The organism is Variovorax sp. ISS6 (assembly GCF_056523145.1).
The window spans coordinates 989,602-1,006,829 of sequence record NZ_JAWRZC010000001.1 but is presented as its reverse complement, the minus strand read 5'-3'; the positions used below and the strand labels follow the sequence as shown (position 1 = coordinate 1,006,829).

General features: G+C 69.7%; 18 protein-coding genes. 15 read left to right on the top strand and 3 right to left on the bottom strand.

Features of this window, described 5'->3' with window-relative positions; all coding sequences use genetic code 11:
- Window positions 1-17: 17 nt before the first annotated feature.
- Both AC1HIL_RS04675 and AC1HIL_RS04670 read left to right on the top strand, forming a co-directional pair.
- Complete coding sequence (locus AC1HIL_RS04675; RefSeq protein WP_479671256.1) at window positions 18-527, top strand: flavin reductase family protein; 510 nt, start codon at window positions 18-20, stop codon at window positions 525-527.
- Window positions 524-1,030, top strand: coding sequence for a BON domain-containing protein (locus tag AC1HIL_RS04670; protein ID WP_296729845.1), 507 nt, complete (start codon window positions 524-526; stop codon window positions 1,028-1,030). The genes AC1HIL_RS04675 and AC1HIL_RS04670 overlap by 4 nt, the downstream gene beginning before the upstream one ends.
- A gap of 19 nt (window positions 1,031-1,049) precedes the next feature.
- Here the strand turns inward: AC1HIL_RS04670 and AC1HIL_RS04665 are convergent, their stop codons facing one another.
- Window positions 1,050-1,376 (bottom strand): DMT family transporter, encoded by a 327-nt coding sequence (locus AC1HIL_RS04665; RefSeq protein WP_261212057.1) that lies wholly within the window; start codon window positions 1,374-1,376, stop codon window positions 1,050-1,052.
- Window positions 1,377-1,546: 170 nt separating this feature from the next.
- Here AC1HIL_RS04665 and AC1HIL_RS04660 point away from each other — a divergent pair, with 170 nt between their 5' ends.
- Window positions 1,547-2,449, top strand: a complete 903-nt coding sequence (locus AC1HIL_RS04660) for a DMT family transporter (RefSeq protein WP_479671255.1) — start codon at window positions 1,547-1,549, stop codon at window positions 2,447-2,449.
- Between the two features lie 13 nt (window positions 2,450-2,462).
- On the top strand, window positions 2,463-3,404 hold the full coding sequence (locus AC1HIL_RS04655) for a glutaminase (RefSeq protein ID WP_261212059.1): 942 nt from the start codon (window positions 2,463-2,465) through the stop codon (window positions 3,402-3,404).
- A gap of 6 nt (window positions 3,405-3,410) precedes the next feature.
- On the opposite strand, the gene AC1HIL_RS04650 is transcribed toward AC1HIL_RS04655, so the two are convergent.
- Together AC1HIL_RS04650 and AC1HIL_RS04645 are read right to left on the bottom strand one after the other, a co-directional pair.
- Window positions 3,411-4,610 (bottom strand): AGE family epimerase/isomerase, encoded by a 1,200-nt coding sequence (locus AC1HIL_RS04650; protein WP_479671254.1) that lies wholly within the window; start codon window positions 4,608-4,610, stop codon window positions 3,411-3,413.
- A gap of 91 nt (window positions 4,611-4,701) precedes the next feature.
- Window positions 4,702-5,688 carry an NAD-dependent epimerase/dehydratase family protein gene (locus AC1HIL_RS04645; RefSeq protein WP_479671253.1) on the bottom strand — a complete coding sequence of 329 codons (987 nt, stop codon included), beginning with the start codon at window positions 5,686-5,688 and terminating at the stop codon, window positions 4,702-4,704.
- A gap of 96 nt (window positions 5,689-5,784) precedes the next feature.
- Here AC1HIL_RS04645 and AC1HIL_RS04640 point away from each other — a divergent pair, with 96 nt between their 5' ends.
- The 11 genes from AC1HIL_RS04640 to AC1HIL_RS04590 all read left to right on the top strand — a co-directional run bounded on the left by AC1HIL_RS04640 (window position 5,785) and on the right by AC1HIL_RS04590 (window position 17,099).
- Window positions 5,785-6,714 carry a LysR family transcriptional regulator gene (locus tag AC1HIL_RS04640; protein WP_479671252.1) on the top strand — a complete coding sequence of 310 codons (930 nt, stop codon included), beginning with the start codon at window positions 5,785-5,787 and terminating at the stop codon, window positions 6,712-6,714.
- Window positions 6,711-7,211 carry a hypothetical protein gene (locus AC1HIL_RS04635; RefSeq protein WP_413761866.1) on the top strand — a complete coding sequence of 167 codons (501 nt, stop codon included), beginning with the start codon at window positions 6,711-6,713 and terminating at the stop codon, window positions 7,209-7,211. The genes AC1HIL_RS04640 and AC1HIL_RS04635 overlap by 4 nt, the downstream gene beginning before the upstream one ends.
- A 411-nt stretch (window positions 7,212-7,622) precedes the next feature.
- The gene (gene urtA / locus AC1HIL_RS04630) at window positions 7,623-8,816 is read left to right on the top strand and encodes an urea ABC transporter substrate-binding protein (RefSeq protein ID WP_261212064.1); all 1,194 of its coding nucleotides are present in this window, start codon (window positions 7,623-7,625) and stop codon (window positions 8,814-8,816) included.
- 5 nt (window positions 8,817-8,821) lie between these two features.
- Window positions 8,822-9,724 (top strand): urea ABC transporter permease subunit UrtB, encoded by a 903-nt coding sequence (urtB, locus tag AC1HIL_RS04625; RefSeq protein ID WP_057592374.1) that lies wholly within the window; start codon window positions 8,822-8,824, stop codon window positions 9,722-9,724.
- A gap of 10 nt (window positions 9,725-9,734) precedes the next feature.
- The gene (gene urtC / locus AC1HIL_RS04620) at window positions 9,735-10,784 is read left to right on the top strand and encodes an urea ABC transporter permease subunit UrtC (RefSeq protein WP_479671251.1); all 1,050 of its coding nucleotides are present in this window, start codon (window positions 9,735-9,737) and stop codon (window positions 10,782-10,784) included.
- A 14-nt stretch (window positions 10,785-10,798) separates the two neighbouring features.
- A complete protein-coding gene (urtD, locus tag AC1HIL_RS04615; protein ID WP_261212072.1) occupies window positions 10,799-11,581 on the top strand; it encodes an urea ABC transporter ATP-binding protein UrtD in 783 nt (260 codons plus the stop codon).
- A gap of 13 nt (window positions 11,582-11,594) precedes the next feature.
- Entirely contained in the window at window positions 11,595-12,284 is a 690-nt protein-coding gene (gene urtE, locus AC1HIL_RS04610) for an urea ABC transporter ATP-binding subunit UrtE (protein WP_209540344.1), read from the top strand.
- A 39-nt stretch (window positions 12,285-12,323) separates the two neighbouring features.
- Entirely contained in the window at window positions 12,324-13,361 is a 1,038-nt protein-coding gene (locus tag AC1HIL_RS04605; protein ID WP_209540343.1) for an aliphatic amidase, read from the top strand.
- Window positions 13,362-13,380: 19 nt separating this feature from the next.
- Entirely contained in the window at window positions 13,381-14,199 is an 819-nt protein-coding gene (locus AC1HIL_RS04600; protein ID WP_057592371.1) for a CbbQ/NirQ/NorQ/GpvN family protein, read from the top strand.
- On the top strand, window positions 14,196-15,848 hold the full coding sequence (locus AC1HIL_RS04595) for a nitric oxide reductase activation protein NorD (protein ID WP_479671250.1): 1,653 nt from the start codon (window positions 14,196-14,198) through the stop codon (window positions 15,846-15,848). Before AC1HIL_RS04600 ends, AC1HIL_RS04595 begins: the two co-directional genes overlap by 4 nt.
- Before the next feature lie 96 nt (window positions 15,849-15,944).
- A complete protein-coding gene (locus AC1HIL_RS04590) occupies window positions 15,945-17,099 on the top strand; it encodes an ABC transporter substrate-binding protein (protein WP_057592369.1) in 1,155 nt (384 codons plus the stop codon).
- The last annotated feature ends 129 nt before the right edge of the window (window positions 17,100-17,228 follow it).

The window sequence follows — 17,228 nt, the reverse complement described above, 5'->3', positions numbered from 1 at the left end:
ACCGTTCCCGCTCCCTCGTGACCATCTTGCGCCGCGCCCAGCCGCCCACCTTCTCGTCCGCTGAATTCCGCGCGGCGCTCGGCATGTTCGCCACCGGCGTGACGATCGTCACGGCACGCGCGGCCAACGGCGCGCTGGTCGGGCTCACGGCCAACTCCTTCAATTCGGTCTCGCTGTCGCCGCCGCTGGTGCTGTGGAGCCTGTCGCGCAGCGCCGCCTCGATGGCCGCGCTGCGGGCCGGCTCGCACTACACGGTGAACATCCTCGCGGCCAGCCAGAAGACGCTGGCCGAGCGCTTCGCCACCAAGGACATCGACCGCTGGGCCGACGTGGCCTTCACCGAGGGCCTGGGCGGCGCGCCGGTGCTCGCGGGCGCCGCGGCGAGCTTCGAGTGCTTCAACCGCAGCCGCTACGACGAGGGTGACCACGTGATCTTCGTCGGCGAGGTGGAGCGCTGCAGCCACGACGCCGGCGCCTCGCCGCTGTTATTCCACGGCGGCCGCTTCTACACGGAACATCCCTTGTGAAGCACGCGGCGTCGATGCTCGCCCTGCTGTGCGCCGTGACCGCGCCGCATGCGGCCAGCGCTCAGGACGCCGCCGCACCGCTCAAGCAGAACTGGTTCGACGATCCCTTCTTCCGCGTCTCGGCCGGACTGCCGGGCTGCCCCGAACCCGAAGGCCCGTTCTACACGGCCGAGGAGCGCCGCATCCAGATCCATTCGCGGCTGGAGCGCGGCACCAGCTGCTGGCTCGCGGGCAAATGCAGCGACAGCAACGCCTACCGCTACGACAAGCCGCTCGCGCCCAAGGTGCGCGCCGCGCTCGAGGCGGTGCCGGGTGTGCGCCGGGGCAGCGTGTGGGTCATGGTGCAGCGGCGCTGGGTCTACCTGCAGGGCTGCGTGCCCTCGCCCGCGCTGGCACGCCAGCTCGAACGCGCGGCGCGCGCGCTGCCCGACGTCGAGGCGGTGGTGCCCGACCTGATGGTGGGCACGCGCGGCAAGCCGCCGTACCCGGTCGCGGGGCGCTGAAGCCTCGGCGCGGATCGAGTCAGCGCGGGTCGAGGTGGAGCACGACCACGCCGAGCACGATCATCGCCACGCCGAGGCAGCGCGCGAGCGTGACTGCTTCGCCGAACAGGAAGACGCCGCAGACGGCGATCAGCGCGGTGCCGGCGCCGGCCCAGACCGCGTAGGCCAGGCCGACCTCGAGCTGCCGCACCGCCAGCGCCATGAGCCAGATCGCGAGCGCATAGGCCGCCGCCACCACGGCCGAGGGCAGTGCGCGCGTGAAGCCGTCGGCGTGACGCAGCGCGATGGTTCCGACGACCTCCGCCGCGATGCTGGCCGCGAGCAGCAGCCACGAAAAATTCCGCATGCCCATGCATGCCTCCCGGGCCCCGCATCTATACCGGATGCGAAACCAGGAACGGGAGGGGCGGTACCCGGGAACGAAACCCGGATGGTAGCGGGGAAGCGCCCGCGCGCTAGGATCGTCGGCGCCCCCGCGCGATGCGGGCGCGCCGCCTTGCGAAGAACGAACAACAGATGATCCAGAGAAAAACCCACCTCGACGCGCTCGCCATCGGCCTGCTCGTCGTCTGCTGCGCCTTCTGGGGCCTGCAGCAGATCCTCATCAAGACCACGGTGGCCGAGGTGCCGCCGATGTGGCAGGCCTCGATGCGCATGGCTGGCGCGGTCGTGCTGCTGGGGCTGTGGTGCGCCTGGCGCAAGGTGCCGCTGTTCGAGCGCGACGGCACGCTGCCCGGCGGCCTGCTCGCGGGGCTGCTGTTCGCGGGCGAGTTCGCGGGCATCTATCTGGGCCTGCAGCTCACCAGTGCCTCGCGGCTCACGGTGTTCCTCTACACGGCGCCGTTCTGGGTCTCGCTGTTCCTGCCGCGCTGGGTGCCGGCCGAGCGGCTGCGCGGCCTGCAGTGGGCCGGGCTCGCGATCGCCTTCGCGGCCGTGGTGCTGGCCTTCAGCGAAGGCTTCGGCCACACCTCCTCGTCGCAGCTGCGTGGCGACGCGCTGGCACTGGCCGCCGGCATGCTGTGGGGCCTGACCACGCTGACGCTGCGCGCCACCCGGCTCGCCACCGCGAGCGCCGAGAAGACGCTGTTCTACCAAGTTGCCGTGACGGCCGCGGTCTGCCCTCTGATCTCGCTGCTGCTCGGCGAAACCTGGGGCACGCACTACTCGGCCTGGGCCTGGACCTCGATCGCGCTGCAGACCGTGATCGGCGCCTTCGCGAGCTACCTCGCGTGGATGTGGATGCTGCGCCACTACCCGGCCACGCAGATGTCCTCCTTCACCTTCCTCACGCCGCTGTTCGCGCTGGTGTTCGGCGTGCTGCTGCTGTCCGAGCCGCTCACGCCGCAGCTGGTGATCGCGCTGGCCGGCGTGGCGGTGGGCATCGTGCTGGTCAACCGCGGCGGCGCGCGCCGCGCCTGAAGGAACGAGCGACATGGCGACATCCACCCGATTCCAGCCCGTGCTCGACGAGATCGCGGCCGCGATGCAACCGCTGCTGGGCCAGGCCGGCACGGTGGCCAGCTACATCCCGGCGCTCGCGCGCGTCGACGCGCGGCAGTTCGGCATCGCGCTGCGCACCTGCGACGGCGAGGAGGCCGCGGCCGGCGATGCCGACACGCCGTTCTCGATCCAGAGCGTGTCCAAGCTGTTCACGCTCACGCTCGCGATGCAGGCCGTGGGCGACGCGCTGTGGGAGCGCATCGGCCGCGAGCCCTCGGGCAATCCGTTCAACTCGCTGGTGCAGCTCGAGAACGAGCAGGGCAAGCCGCGCAATCCCTTCATCAATGCGGGCGCGATCGCGGTCGCCGACCGGCTCGTGAGCCATGCGCGCGCCGAGGGCGGCAGCGCCAAGGCGCGCATCCTCGCGCTCATGGCCAGCCTGGCCGGCGAGCCCGTGGGCTTCGACGAGGAGGTCGCGCGCTCGGAGGCCGAGACCGGCTTTCGCAACGTGGCGCTGGCCAACTTCATGAAGAGCTTCGGCAAGCTCGACAACGACGTGGCCGAGGTGCTCGACACCTACTTCCACCAGTGCGCGCTACGCATGAGCTGCCGCCAGCTCGCGCGCGCCGCCGGCTACCTGTGCCGCGACGGCGCGCACCCGATCGACGGCGAGGCCGCGATCACCAGCGAGCGCCAGACCCGGCGCATCAATGCGCTGATGCTCACCTGCGGCACCTACGACGCCGCGGGCGACGTGGCCTTCTCGATCGGCCTGCCCTGCAAGAGCGGCGTGGGCGGCGGCATCGTGGCCGTGGTGCCCGACCGACTCACGCTCAGCGTGTGGTCGCCCGCGCTCGATGCCACCGGCAACTCGCTGCTGGGCATGAAGGCGCTCGAGATGTTCGTGGCGCGCACGGGGCTGTCGGTGTTCTGAGTGGCTTCAGGCGCCGAGCGCGCGCAGCACGTCGTGGCAGGCGCCCATCGTGTGGTAGTCGGTCTTGCCGGCGGGGCTCTTCTCGTCGCCGAGCTTGCGGTTGTCGCGCGACAGGATGCGAAACCACGCGCCATGCTCGTGGTCGACCATGTGCCGCCAGGCGTAGTCCCAGATCCGGTCGTACCAGTCCCAGTAGCGCGGCTCGCCGGTGCGCACCGCGAGCAGCGCGGCGGCCGCGAAGCTCTCGGCCTGCACCCAGAAGTACTTGTCGCCGTCGTAGAGCGCGCCCTCGGGATCGAAGCCGTAGACCAGGCCGCCGAACTCGGCGTCCCAGCCATGGCGCATCGCCGCCTCGAACAGCGACTGCGCGCGCGGCAGCATCCAGCCCGTCTCCACGCCCCGGCCGGCGAGCAGGCCCTCGAGCTGCAGCAGCAGCTTGGCCCACTCGGTCAGGTGGCCGGTCTGGAAGCCCCAGGGCTTGAAGATGTCGGCGCGGTTGCCGCGGTTGTGGTCGGCATCGACCGACCAGTCCTCGCGGAAGTGCTCCCAGACCCGACCGCCGGTCAGGTCGGCCTGGCGCAGCGCGATCGCCTGCGCCAGCGTCGCCGCGCGGTCGAGGTACTTCGCGTCGCCCGTGGCCTCGAAGGCCGCCATCATCGCCTCGCAGGCATGCATGTTGGCGTTCTGGCCGCGGTAGGGAGACACGGCCCAGTCGGCAGTGGCTTCGTTCGCGTAGAGCTGGTGGCGCGGCTCCCAGAAATGCTGTTCGAGCAACTGCCAGATCGATTCGATGCCCGCGCGCGCCTCGTCCACGCCGGCCATCGCCGCATGCGCGTGCGCTAGCAGCACGAAGGCCAGGCCATAGCAGTAGTGGGTGCCGTCGCGCACCTGCGCACGGCCCTGGTGCCAGTCGAGCTCCCACAGGTAGCCGCCTTGCGGATGCGCATGGGCGCGCTGCAGGAACTCGAGGCCGTGGCGCGTCGCCGCCAGGTGCTCGGGCCGGCCGAAGCGGCGCCAGGCGGTGGCGTTGTTGAAGACGAAGCGCGTGCTGCTCACCAGGTGGCGCGTGCGGCGGTCGTAGACCGTGCCGTCGTCCTTGAAGAAGTGGAAGAAGCCGCCGTGCGGATCGAGGCTGCGGCCATCGTAGAACGCGAGCGTGTGCTGCACGTGGCCGATCAGGAAGTCGGGCGAGCGGAAGTCGGGCATGGCAGGAAGGGCTGGGTTGCGGTGGCTGAGCGGCAACTCAGGCTATCAGCATCCCGGCCCGATGGTCGAAAACGACGCCCCCGCGCCGCGCTCAGGCCAGCGCCGCGCGCGGCGCCGCCTGCAGGCAATCCATGCCCTCGAGCGCGGCCTCGACCGCCTCGTCGAGCGGCGTGTGCGGCTCGCGGCCGAGCAGCGCCACCAGCTTCGCGTTGTCCATGGCCACGGGCGTGCGCCACAGGTAGCGCATCTCGCGCAGCTCGCGGAAGGTGGCGACGAAAGGCGAGGCCAGCAGCAGCGGCCACCACGGGAAGGCCGACACGCGCACCTGCGTGCCGGTGCGGCGCGCCACCACGCGGCGGATGGCATCGGCCATGCGCGTGCCGTCGGCATCCCAGTGGCCGGCCATGTGGAAGCTGGCGAAGGGCTCGAGCCGATCGCGCCGCGCCAGCAGCTCGACCATGGTGCGGGCCACGTCGGGCAGGTACGACCACAGGTGGCCCACGCCGGCGTCGCCGGGATAGCTCACGCCCCTGACCGGCTGCCCCGCCTTCACCAGGCCCTGCGAGAACCAGTTGTTGCCGGCCTTCGGACCGAAGAAGTCGCCGGCGCGCACGATCAGCACGCGCGCGCCCTCGTGGCTGGCCAGCTCGAGGCGGCGCTCCATCTCGACCCGGATCGCGCCCTTGCGCGTGGCCGGATGCTGGGGCGCATCCTCGGCCAGCAGCGGGAAGGCGTCGGCGCCGTAGTTGTAGACGTTGCCGGGCAGCACGATGGTCGCGCCCTCGGCCTTGGCTGCCGCGATCGTGTGGTCGAGCATCGGCAGCACCAGTTCCGACCAGCGGCGGTAGCCGGGCGGGTTGACCGCATGCACGATGACCGCGCAGCCGCGCGCGGCCTCGCGCACGTCCCGCGCATCCATCGCGTCGCCGCCCACCCAGTCGATGCCGTCGCGCCGCTCCGGCACCGCGCCGCGCTTCATCGCGCGCACCCGCCATCCCGCGTCGCGCAGCTGGCGTGCCATTTCGCCGCCGACGCCGCCCGTCGCGCCCAGAACCAGAACCGTGTCGTTGCTTGCCATGAAACATCTCCAGAACAGTGATCGATGGATGAATTCTGGGCAGGCCGGGGTTGGAATGGAATTGCCGAACATGAGCCATCAGCCATACATTTATGCATGACCTGGACCATCAGCTGGGAGCTCTACCGCTCCTTCCTCGGCGTGCTGCGCGAGGGCTCCCTCTCGGGCGCGGCGCGCGCGCTCGGCATCACGCAACCCACCGTCGGGCGCCACGTCGCGGCGCTCGAGGAGGCGCTCGAGGTGGTGCTCTTCACGCGCTCGCAGGTCGGACTGCTGCCCACCGAGGTGGCGCTGGCGCTGCGCACGCATGCCGAGGCCATGGAGAGCACGGCCGCCTCGCTGCAGCGCGCGGCCAGCGGCCAGGGCGAAGGCGTGCGCGGCGTGGTGCGGGTATCGACCAGCGAGGTGGTCGCGGTGGAGGTGCTGCCGCCGATCGTGGTGAAGCTGCGCGAGGCCCATCCGGCGCTCAAGGTCGAGCTGGTGTCGACCAACCGCGTGCAGGACCTGCTGCGACGCGAGGCCGACATCGCGGTGCGCATGGTGCGCCCGCGCCAGGAACAATTGGTGGCGCGCCGCATCGGCGACATCGAGCTGGGCTTCCATGCCCATCCCGACTACCTCGCGCGCCACGGCACGCCGCGCACGGCCGAGGAGCTGATGCGCCACACGCTGATCGGCTACGACCAGCCCACGGCCTTCGTGCGCGACGCGATCAAGTCCTTCAAGGGCTTCACGCGCGACGCCTTCTCGCTGCGCACCGACAGCGACCTCGCGCAGATGGCGCTGATACGCGCGGGCGCCGGCATCGGCGTGTGCCAGGTCGCGCTGGCGCGGCGCGGCCCGGCGCTGGTGCGGCTGCTGCCGCGCGCGCTGTCGCTGAAGCTCGAGACCTGGGTCACGATGCACGAGGACCTGCGCGCGAGCCCGCGCTGCCGCGTCACCTTCGACGCGCTGGCCGAGGGGCTGCAGGCCTACATCGCCGGCCAGGGGACAATGGCACGCGCAAGAACCTCCGCTCCCGAATGACCGACACGACCCCGACCACCGAATCCGACGACACCCTCCCGCTGCAACAGGACCGCCTCTGGCGCGACGAGCGCTGGACCGCCCGCATCATCAAGAACGAGGAAGACGACGGCTGGGCCGTCGAGATGACGCGCCATGGCGATCCCGAGCCCGCGCTGGTCGGCCCCTGGACCATGGGCCGCGACAAGAAGAACCCCAAGCCGCTTGACGGCCCCGCCTTCTCCACGCTGGTGAAGACCGCGGCCGAGGTGATTCGCCGCCACGAGCAGCAGCTGCACGCCACGCTCAACCGCAGCGTGACGGTGAGCGCCGGCGAGCGGCGCATCCGCGTCACGCTGGCCATCGTGCCCGACGAGGACAACCCCTCGGCCACGCTGAGCGCCTTCGACGAGGCCGACGACAGCGAGCTCGCGCGCGTGAACGTGCCGGCCTCGTTCAAGCTCAGCGCCACCAGCGCCTCGGCCTGGATCGACGCGGACTTCGCGCGGCCGCGCTGACCTCCGTCGAAGTGGCCCCAGGCGCGCCTGTGCGCGCAAATAGCACAGTCCCCGCCGCCACGCCAATCCGCACAACAACGTATTTGCAGACCGGCGCGGGTTGAGAAGAATCCGCCGCAACGAGCAATCGTTACCAGTCATGCGACGCCCGCTGCCAATGCTGCCAGCGAGGTGTCGGGCAACAAGGCCCGAATCGGTTTGAACACCGGTTCGGGCCTTTTTGTTTTTTCGGTCGCAACAGGGCTTTCGTCGAAACGGATGCATGCATCCGCTGGCGGAGCTTTGCCCGAAGCGAAAGCACTGGCGACGAAGCGCCCGTTTGCAGGGCCGCGTGGCGGGAGGAGACACCCCGAGCGCGGTTCCGAAGGTCGGATCTTCCTGACGACTCGCACAACCACAAAGGAATTTGACATGACGAACGCTTTCAACCGCCGCCAGATCGTGAAGACCGGCGGCTCGATGATCGTGCTGGGCGCCGCGGGCGGCATGGCACCGCTGGCCTTCGCGCAGGACGGCGGCACGGTGAAGCTCGGGCTGCTGCATTCGCTCTCGGGCACGATCGCGATCGCCGAGGCCTCGCTGGTCGACGCCGAGAAGCTCGCGATCGAGGAGATCAACGCCGCCGGCGGCGTGCTCGGCAAGAAGATCGAGGCCGTGGTGGAAGACGGCGCGAGCGAGAACCCGGTGTTCGCAGAGAAGGCGCGCAAGCTGCTCGAGCGCGACAAGGTGGCAGCCATCATCGGCTGCTACACCTCGGCCTCGCGCAAGGCGCTGCTGCCGGTGCTCGCCCAGGCCAAGGGCCTGCTGTTCTATCCCACCTACTACGAGGGCCAGGAGCAGGACAAGCGCGTGTTCTATCCCTCGCAGGAAGCCACGCAGTCGGTGATCGCGGCGGTCGAATGGATGGCGCGCGAGAAGGGCAAGAACTTCTTCCTCGTGGGCTCGGACTACATCTATCCGCGCACCTGCAACAAGATCGCCAAGCCCGCGATCGCCAAGGCCGGCGGCAAGGTGCTCGGCGAGGAATACGCGCCGCTGGGCCACACCGAGTTCTCCTCGATCATCAACAAGATCAAGGCCGCCAGGCCCGACTGCATCTACAGCACGGTGGTCGGCGGCTCGAACGTGGCCTTCTACAAGCAGCTGCGCGCGGCCGGGCTCGACGGCACGAAGCAGGTGCTGCTGTCGACCGTGGTGTCGGAGAACGAGATCGAAGGCATCGGCAAGGACAACGCCGCGGGCTACTACGCCTGCATGGGCTACTTCCAGAGCATCAAGTCGCCAGCCAACGAGAAGTTCGTGAAGGCCTTCAAGGCCAAGTACGGCCAGGACCGCGTGATCGGCGACCCGATGGAGGTGGCCTACAACAGCGTCTACCTCTGGAAGCTGGCGGTGGAGAAGGCCAGGTCCTTCGAGGTCGACAAGGTCACGGCCGCCGCCGCGGGCGTGGAGATCGAGGCGCCCGAGGGCACGGTGCGCGTGCACGCCACCAACCACCACGTGTGGAAGAAGGTGCGCGTGGGCCGCGCGCGGCCCGACGGGCAGTTCGACATCGTCTGGGAATCGCCGCAGCTGGTCGAGCCCAACCCGTTCCCGAAGGTCTGAACGCGATGAACTTCGACATCGCGGTGATGCAGGTGTTCAACGGCGTGAGCCTGTTCACCATCCTGCTTCTGATGGCGATCGGGCTGGCCATCGTGTTCGGCCTGATGGGCGTCATCAACATGGCGCACGGCGAGCTGATGGCGCTCGGTGCCTACATGACCTACCTGGCGTCGCGCTTCTTCGAGCACTACGCGCCGGGCTTCATGGACCTCTACCTGTTCGCCGCGATCCCGTTCGCGTTCGCCGTGACCTTCGCGTTCGGCTATGTGCTGGAGCGCGGCTTCATCCGCTTCTTCTACGACCGGCCGCTCGACACCCTGCTCGCGACCTGGGGCCTGAGCCTCATGCTGCAGCAGGCCTACCGCTCGCTGTTCGGCGCGCAGGAAGTCAGCGTGCCGCTGGCCTCCTGGCTCGCCGGCGCGTGGGAGCCCACACCGGGCATCCAGCTGCCGCTCACGCGCCTGTTCATCGTGGGGCTCACGGCCGTCGTCGCCATCGGTGTCTACCTGCTGCTCTACCGCACCTCCTGGGGGCTGAAGGTGCGCGCGGTGACGCAGAACCGCGCGATCGCGGGCGCGGTCGGCATCGACACGCAGCGCGTCGATGCGCTGACCTTCGCGCTGGGCGCGGGCCTGGCGGGCATCGCGGGCGCGGTGTTCACGATGATCGGCTCGACCAACCCCGGCACCGGCCAGCTCTACATCGTCGACTCCTTCATCGTGGTGGTGTTCGGCGGCGTGCAGAGCCTGATCGGCACCGCGCTCTCGGGCTTCGCCATCGCGCAATCGCAGACCTGGCTCGAGTACCTGATGAGCGGCTCGATGGCCAAGGCCACGATCCTGCTGCTGGTGATCGCGGTGCTCTACGTGCGGCCCAACGGGCTGTTCGCGACCCGCTCGAGGAGCTGAGCGCATGGGCATGAAGCTTTCTCCCCAACGCCGCGGCGACCTCGTCGGGCTGGCGACCGTGCTGCTGCTGCTGGCCGTGGTGCTGCCGGCCACGCTCGATCCGTTCCGCCTCAACCTCGTGAGCAAGTACCTGGCCTTCGCCTTCGTCGCGATCGGCGTGGTGCTGACCTGGGGCTACGGCGGCGTGCTGAGCCTGGGCCAGGGCCTGTTCTTCGGCCTCGGCGGCTACATGATGGCGATGTTCCTCAAGCTCGAGGCCTCGGCGCCCGAGCTGCCGGACTTCATGGTCTGGAGCAGCGTCGAGCAGCTGCCCTCGTGGTGGATCCCCTTCCACTCGCTGGGCTGGACCCTGGTCGGCATCCTCGCGATCCCCGCCGTGCTCGCCTACGTGTTCTCGTACGCGATCTTCAAGCGGCGCGTGAGCGGCGTTTACTTCGCGATCGTCACGCTGTCGCTGGCGCTCACGCTCACCGTGGTGGTGATCGGCCAGCAGGGCGACACCGGCGGCGCCAACGGCATCACCGACTTCCGCACCCTGCTGGGCTGGGACATCGCGGGCGACGCGGCCAAGCGGACCATGTACTTCATCGAGGTGGCGGCCGTCGCGCTCGCCATGGTGGGCGCGCTGCTGATCGTGCGCAGCCGCTTCGGCAAGATCCTGATCGCCATCCGCGACCGCGAGGACCGCGTGCGCTTCAGCGGCTACAACACGGCGCACATGAAGGCCTTCGTGTTCGCGGTGGCGGCCCTGCTGTCGGCCATCGGCGGCGCCTTCTACAGCCTGCAGGTGGGGCTGATCGCGCCCGGCGTGATCGGCGTGGTGGCCTCGGTCGAGATGGTGATCTACGCGGCCGTGGGCGGGCGGCTCTCGATTCCCGGGGCGGTGATCGGCGCGCTCCTGATCGGCTTCCTCAAGTCCTACCTGTCGGAGACCTTCCCCGAGGGCTGGCTCTACTTCCTCGGCGCGGTCTTCATCCTCGTGGTGTGGGCGATGCCGAACGGCCTGGCGGGCCTGGGCGAGAAGCTGCTGCGCCGCCGCGGCGCGGAGGCCGCGCCATGAACGCGACCCTGGCGATGCCCAACGGCGGCCTGCCGCAGGCGGCCTCGGCCGTGCCGCCCTCGAACGAGCAGATCCTGCGCGTCGAGGACCTCACGGTCTCCTTCGACGGCTTCAAGGCGGTCGACGGCCTGAGCCTCTCGGTCGAGCGCAACGAGCTGCGCGTGATCATCGGCCCGAACGGCGCGGGCAAGACCACGCTGCTCGACATGGTCTGCGGCAAGACCCGGCCCAGCGCGGGCCGGGTGCTGTTCAACGGCCAGGACCTGGGCCGCATGAACGAGCACGAGATCGTGCGCGCCGGCGTGGGCCGCAAATTCCAGACGCCCTCGGTCTACGAGGACCTCACGGTGCTCGAGAACTTCGAGATCTCGCTGCCGCGCATGCACGGCCTGTGGCAGTCGCTGAGCTTCCGCCGCACCCGCGCGCTGCGCGAGCGCATCGAGGCGATGGCCACCGAGGTGTTCCTGCTCGAGCGCCTCGACCGCCGCGCGGGCCAGCTGAGCCACGGCCAGAAGCAGTGGCTCGAGATCGGGATGCTGCTGATGCAGGAGCCCGAGCTGCTGCTGCTCGACGAGCCCGTGGCCGGCATGAGCCCGCGCGAGCGCGAGCAGACCGGCGACCTGCTGCGCCGCATCTCGGTGGGCAAGTCGGTGGTGGTGATCGAGCACGACATGGATTTCGTCAAGCGCATCGCGCACCGCGTGACCGTGCTGCACCAGGGCCGGCTGCTCAGCGAGGGCACGGCCGCCGAGGTGCAGGCCGACCCGCGCGTGATCGACGTCTACCTCGGCCATTGAAGGAGCCCAACGCATGCTCGAAGTCTCCGCACTCGATGTCGCCTACGGCGAGTCGCACGTGATCCACGATGTCTCGCTGCGCGTCGCGCCCGACGAGGCGGTCGCCGTCATGGGCCGCAACGGCATGGGCAAGACCACGCTGCTGAAGTCGCTGATCGGCCTCTTGCCCGCGCGCGGCGGCAGCATCCGCCTCAACGGCACCGAGCTCACCCGGCTGCCGAGCCACCAGCGCGTGGCGCATGGCCTGGCCTTCGTGCCGCAGGGGCGCATGGTGTTCCCGCACCTCACGGTGGAGCAGAACATCCTCTCGGGCGCCGCGCGCTCGGGCCACCGCACGGTGCCCGACTACCTCTACCGCTTCTTCCCGGTGCTGCAGGACATGAAGCAGCGCAAGGCCGGCAACCTCTCGGGCGGCCAGCAGCAGATGCTGGCGATCGCACGCGCGCTGATCTCCGAGCCCAAGGTGCTGATCCTCGACGAGCCCACCGAGGGCATCCAGCCTTCGATCATCAAGGAGATCGCTCAGACGCTGAACGTGCTGCGCGCCGAGCGCGGCTTCGCGATCGTGGTGTCGGAGCAGGTGCTGAGCTTCGCGCTCGCGCTGGCCGACCGCTTCCTCGTGATCGACCGCGGCCGCCTGGTGCACGACGAGGCGCGCGCCACGCTCGACCAGGACAAGGTCCGCTCTTTCCTCACTGTCTGAACCCCTTCCCTTCCCAACCACCCCTTCAGGAGCAGCGTCATGAGACATGGTGATATTTCGAGCAGCAACGATTGCGTCGGCGTCGCGGTCGTCAACTACAAGATGCCCCGCCTTCACACCAAGGCCGAGGTGCTCGACAACGCGCGCAAGATCGGCGAGATGCTGGTCGGCATGAAGAAAGGTTTGCCCGGCATGGACCTGGTGATCTTTCCCGAGTACTCCACGCACGGGATCATGTACGACGCCAAGGAGATGTACGACACCGCGGCCTCGGTGCCCGGCGAGGAGACCGCGATCTTCGCCGACGCCTGCCGGCGCGCCAACGTCTGGGGCGTGTTCTCGCTGACCGGCGAGCGCCACGAGGAGCATCCGAACAAGGCGCCCTACAACACGCTGATCCTCATGAACAACCAGGGCGAGATCGTCCAGAAGTACAGGAAGATCATGCCGTGGGTGCCGATCGAGGGCTGGTACCCGGGCGACTGCACCTACGTCAGCGAAGGCCCCAAGGGCATGAAGATGAGCCTGATCATCTGCGACGACGGCAACTACCCCGAGATCTGGCGCGACTGCGCGATGCGCGGCGCCGAGCTCATCATCCGCTGCCAGGGCTACATGTACCCGGCCAAGGAGCAGCAGATCCTGGTGTCGAAGGCGATGGCTTTCATGAACAACACCTACGTGGCGGTGGCCAACGCCGCCGGCTTCGACGGCGTGTACTCGTACTTCGGCCACTCGGCGCTGATCGGCTTCGACGGCCGCACGCTCGGCGAATGCGGCGAGGAGGAGATGGGCATCAACTACGCCGAGCTCTCGATGGGCCTGATCCGCGACGCGCGGCGCAACGGCCAGTCGCAGAACCACCTGTTCAAGCTGGTGCACCGCGGCTACACCGGCACCATCAACTCGGGCGACGGCGACAAGGGCGTGGCGGCCTGCCCCTACAACTTCTACACCCAGTGGATCAACGACCCCGAGGGCACGCGCGAAATGGTGGAGTCGTTCACGCGCAGCACGGTGGGCACGCCCGAATGCCCGATCGAGGGGATTCCGAACGAGCCGGCGAAGCACCGTTGAGCGGGAGCCGCGACACGCCATGAACGCACCCGTGCACGATCCGCTCGCGGCCTGGCGCATCGAGTCCGAGCCCTTCTACCGGCCCGCGGGCAACGAGGTGGCGCTGTACCGGCAGGCCTGGCGCCACCGCATGCCGCTGATCCTCAAGGGGCCGACCGGCTGCGGCAAGACGCGCTTCGTCGAGCACATGGCGTGGTCGCTGGGCCGGCCGCTGGTGACGCTGGCCTGCAACGAGGACATGACGGCCTCGGACCTGGTCGGGCGCTACCTGCTCGACGCCGACGGCACGGCCTGGCACGACGGGCCGCTGACGCTGGCGGTGCGCCATGGCGGCATCTGCTACCTCGACGAGGTGGTGGAGGCGCGGCAGGACACGACGGTGGTGATCCATCCGCTGACCGACGCGCGCCGCATCCTGCCGCTCGACAAGAAGGGCGAGCTGGTGCGCGCGCATCCCGACTTCCAGCTCGTGGTGTCGTACAACCCCGGCTACCAGAGCAGCGCCAAGGACCTCAAGCCCTCGACGCGCCAGCGCTTCGCGGCGCTGGAGTTCGACTACCCCGACGCCGTGCTCGAGGCCGAGATCGTGGCGCACGAGGCCGGCATCGACACCGCGCTGGCCGCGAAGCTGGTGGCGGTCGCGCACTGCTCGCGCGAACTCAAGCACCGCGGGCTCGACGAGGGCGTGTCGACGCGCATGCTGATCTACGCGGGCGTGCTGATCCGCGACGGCGTGACGCCGCGCGAGAGCTGCGAGATGACGATGACGCGCGCGCTGACCGACGACCCCGACATGGCGAGCGCGCTGCAGGGCTTCGTCGAGGCCCAGTTCGGATGACGCGCGACACCGGCAGCTTCGCCGCGCTGGGGCTGCTCGCGCGCGGGCTCGCCGGCATGGCGCTCGAGGTGCAGCCGCTGGTGGCCGGCGCGAAGCCGGGCACGCGCGCGGTGCTCGCGGCCGGGCGGCTGCTGGTTCCCGAGGACAGCCCGCCGGCACTGCGCCGCGCGATGGTCGCGCATGCGGTGGCGCACCTGCGGCATTCGACGCCCGCGCGCCGCGCGAACACGCTGCGGCCGATGGGCATCGCGCTGGTGTCGGCGATCGAGGACGCGCGCGTCGAGCGGCTGCTGGTGCGCGACTTCCCCGGCCTGCACGGCTGGTTCGCCGACGCGCTGCCGCCCGCACCCGATCCGCTCGACCTGCGCTTCGAGGCGCTGCTGCTGCGCATGGACCGGCTGCTGCTGCGGCCCGAGTTGCACGACGGCAGCCACTGGGTCGAGAAGGCGCGCCGGCTGTTCGAGGACACCGCGGCGCGCGCGGGTCTCGCGGACTACGAAGCCTTCCGCGCGATCGCCTCGATCCTGGCCAACGACCTGGGCCAGATGCGCGTGCGCTTCGAGCCCCAGGGTTACGCGGTGCCCGCGCCCTGGCGCGACGACAACAGCTGGCTCTGGGACTTCGGTGCCGACGCAACGCCGCCACCGCCCGACGAGGCGATCGCGCTGCAACAGTCGGGCGCGCGCATGCCGCCACCCTCCGAAACGGGCGATGCCGCTGCCGGCGCGCCACCCGAATTCGGCGACATGGAGCTGGGCCGCTACACCTATCCCGAATGGGACCGCCGCCTCGAACGCCTGCGCCTCGACTGGTGCACGGTGATCGAGAAGCTTCCCGGGTGGCAGGGCCTGCTGCCGGCGCAGGCACAGGCCGCCCTGCGCGCCGACAGCCTGCCGCCGCTGGCGCTGCCGCGCGCGCGCCATCTGGACCGCCGGCACCGACTGCGGCGCCAGTGGGAGGGCGACGACATCGACCTCAATGCGGCGATCGAGGTGCTGGTCGAGCGGCGCCAGCGGCTGCGTCCCGACGCACGCTTGTTCATGCGCCCCGGCAAGGCGCCGCGGCCATCGAGCGTGCTGGTGCTGCTCGACCTGTCGGCCTCGGCCAACGATGCGGGCCCGCACGGACTGTCGCTGCTCGAGATCGAGAAGCAGGCCGCGCTGATGCTCGCCGCCGCGCGGCTGCGCGGCGCGGACCGGCTCGCGGTGCACGGCTTCTCGTCGAACACGCGCGCCGAGGTCTACTACTACCGGCTGCTCGAGTTCGGCCAGCCGCTCTCGCCGCCCGCGCGCGCGACCATCGGCGCGGTGCGCGGGCGCTACTCGACGCGCATGGGCGCGGCGCTGCGGCATGCGGCGGCGCTGCTCGAGGACGAGCCCGCGGGCCAGCGCGCGATCCTTTTGGTGACCGACGGCGCGCCGGCCGACATCGACGTGCACGATCCGAAGTACCTCGTCGAGGATGCGCGCGAAGCGGTGGCCGAGGCACGCGGCGCGGGCGTGCGCACCGCCTGCATCGCGGTCGATGCCGCGGCCGACGCCTATGTGCGGCGCATCTTCGGCTGGCGCAACTATTGCATCGCCGACGATGCGCGCAGCCTGCCGGCGCGGCTCGCGCGCATGAGCGCGCGGCTGGCCGCGGCCCACTGACGAAAGCATCGAACTGCGATAGGGTGGAGCCCCGAACGAATCCCACACGAGACAGAAAAGACATGACGGCCCCTCACCCCTCACGGACGACCGCCCATGGCTGACAAGGATCCCATCCGCGTCGGCATCCTCTATTCGGAAACCGGCGTCACCTCGACCATCGGCCTGTCGCAGCTGCAGGGCGCGCTGCTCGGCATCGAGGAGATCAACGCGGCCGGCGGCATCGACGGCCGCGAGCTGGTCGCCGTGCGCCACGACCCGCAGTCGAACCCGGCGCGCTATGCGCAGCTGGCCGAGAAGCTGATCGTGCAGGACCGGGTCAACGTGATCTTCGGCTGCTACATGTCGAGCAGCCGCAAGGCGGTGATCCCGGTGATCGAGAAGTGGAACAAGCTGCTGTTCTACCCGACGCTCTACGAGGGCTTCGAGTATTCGGGCAACGTGATCTACACGGGCGCGGCGCCGAACCAGAACAGCGTGCAGCTGGCCGAGTTCATGACGACGAACTTCGGCGCGCGGGTCTACCTGATCGGCTCCGACTACATCTACCCCTACGAGTCGAACCGGATCATGGGCGAGCTGGTGATGCAGCGCCCCGGCAGCGAAAAACTCGGCGAGCACTACGCGGCGCTCGACGCGACCGAGAAGGATTACCGGGCCATCATGGCCGACATCCGCGACAAGCAGCCCGACTTCATCTTCTCGACGGTGGTGGGCGACTCCACCGCGAGCCTGTACCGCGCCTATGCCGAGGCCGGCTTCGACCCGAAGCGCATGCCGATCGCGAGCCTCACGACCTCCGAGGCCGAGATCTCGCAGATGGGGCGCGGGGTGGCGACAGGGCACTTCACGGCGGCACCCTACTTCCAGTCGATCGACTCGCCGGCCAACCAGCGCTGCCTGGCGCAACTGCGCGCGCGCTTCGGCGACGGCTGCGTACCCAACCTGTGCTGGGAAGCGGCCTACTTCCAGATGCACATCTACGCCAATGCCTTCGCGCAGGCGGGCAGCGACGGGATCGCGGAGATCCTGCCGCACATCCTCGGGGCCGAGTTCGATGCGCCGCAGGGGCGGGTGAAGATCGACCCGTCGAACCACCACACCTGTCTCTATCCGCGCATCGGGCGTGTGGATGCGCAGGGGCAGTTCACCATCGTTCGGCAGGCGACGCGTGCCGTGTATCCCGATCCGTATCTGGTGACGCATTCGCTCGGGGACTGGACTGCGCGGCTCGATACGCTGGAGGTTTAGGGTGGAACGTGCTTTCTACCGTTGTGAGGGGGCTCACGCCGACGGGGTACTCCCCTCCGCGAATGTCCCCCGGCCTGCGGCCTCCTCCTTGATTTCGCTGCGGGGAGTACCCCGCCGGCGTGCGCCAGA

What these genes read in the sequence shown, in the direction of transcription:
- AC1HIL_RS04655 (WP_261212059.1), top strand. Translation starts at nt 2,463, where the DNA reads ATGGCGACATCCACCCGATTCCAGCCCGTGCTCGACGAGATCGCGGCC.
- AC1HIL_RS04645 (WP_479671253.1), bottom strand. Translation starts at nt 5,688, where the DNA reads ATGGCAAGCAACGACACGGTTCTGGTTCTGGGCGCGACGGGCGGCGTC.
- urtE (WP_209540344.1), top strand. Translation starts at nt 11,595, where the DNA reads ATGCTCGAAGTCTCCGCACTCGATGTCGCCTACGGCGAGTCGCACGTG.
- AC1HIL_RS04660 (WP_479671255.1), top strand. Translation starts at nt 1,547, where the DNA reads ATGATCCAGAGAAAAACCCACCTCGACGCGCTCGCCATCGGCCTGCTC.
- urtB (WP_057592374.1), top strand. Translation starts at nt 8,822, where the DNA reads ATGAACTTCGACATCGCGGTGATGCAGGTGTTCAACGGCGTGAGCCTG.
- AC1HIL_RS04590 (WP_057592369.1), top strand. Translation starts at nt 15,945, where the DNA reads ATGGCTGACAAGGATCCCATCCGCGTCGGCATCCTCTATTCGGAAACC.
- AC1HIL_RS04595 (WP_479671250.1), top strand. Translation starts at nt 14,196, where the DNA reads ATGACGCGCGACACCGGCAGCTTCGCCGCGCTGGGGCTGCTCGCGCGC.
- urtD (WP_261212072.1), top strand. Translation starts at nt 10,799, where the DNA reads ATGCCCAACGGCGGCCTGCCGCAGGCGGCCTCGGCCGTGCCGCCCTCG.
- AC1HIL_RS04640 (WP_479671252.1), top strand. Translation starts at nt 5,785, where the DNA reads ATGACCTGGACCATCAGCTGGGAGCTCTACCGCTCCTTCCTCGGCGTG.
- AC1HIL_RS04665 (WP_261212057.1), bottom strand. Translation starts at nt 1,376, where the DNA reads ATGCGGAATTTTTCGTGGCTGCTGCTCGCGGCCAGCATCGCGGCGGAG.
- AC1HIL_RS04650 (WP_479671254.1), bottom strand. Translation starts at nt 4,610, where the DNA reads ATGCCCGACTTCCGCTCGCCCGACTTCCTGATCGGCCACGTGCAGCAC.
- AC1HIL_RS04605 (WP_209540343.1), top strand. Translation starts at nt 12,324, where the DNA reads ATGAGACATGGTGATATTTCGAGCAGCAACGATTGCGTCGGCGTCGCG.
- urtC (WP_479671251.1), top strand. Translation starts at nt 9,735, where the DNA reads ATGAAGCTTTCTCCCCAACGCCGCGGCGACCTCGTCGGGCTGGCGACC.
- AC1HIL_RS04600 (WP_057592371.1), top strand. Translation starts at nt 13,381, where the DNA reads ATGAACGCACCCGTGCACGATCCGCTCGCGGCCTGGCGCATCGAGTCC.
- AC1HIL_RS04635 (WP_413761866.1), top strand. Translation starts at nt 6,711, where the DNA reads ATGACCGACACGACCCCGACCACCGAATCCGACGACACCCTCCCGCTG.
- urtA (WP_261212064.1), top strand. Translation starts at nt 7,623, where the DNA reads ATGACGAACGCTTTCAACCGCCGCCAGATCGTGAAGACCGGCGGCTCG.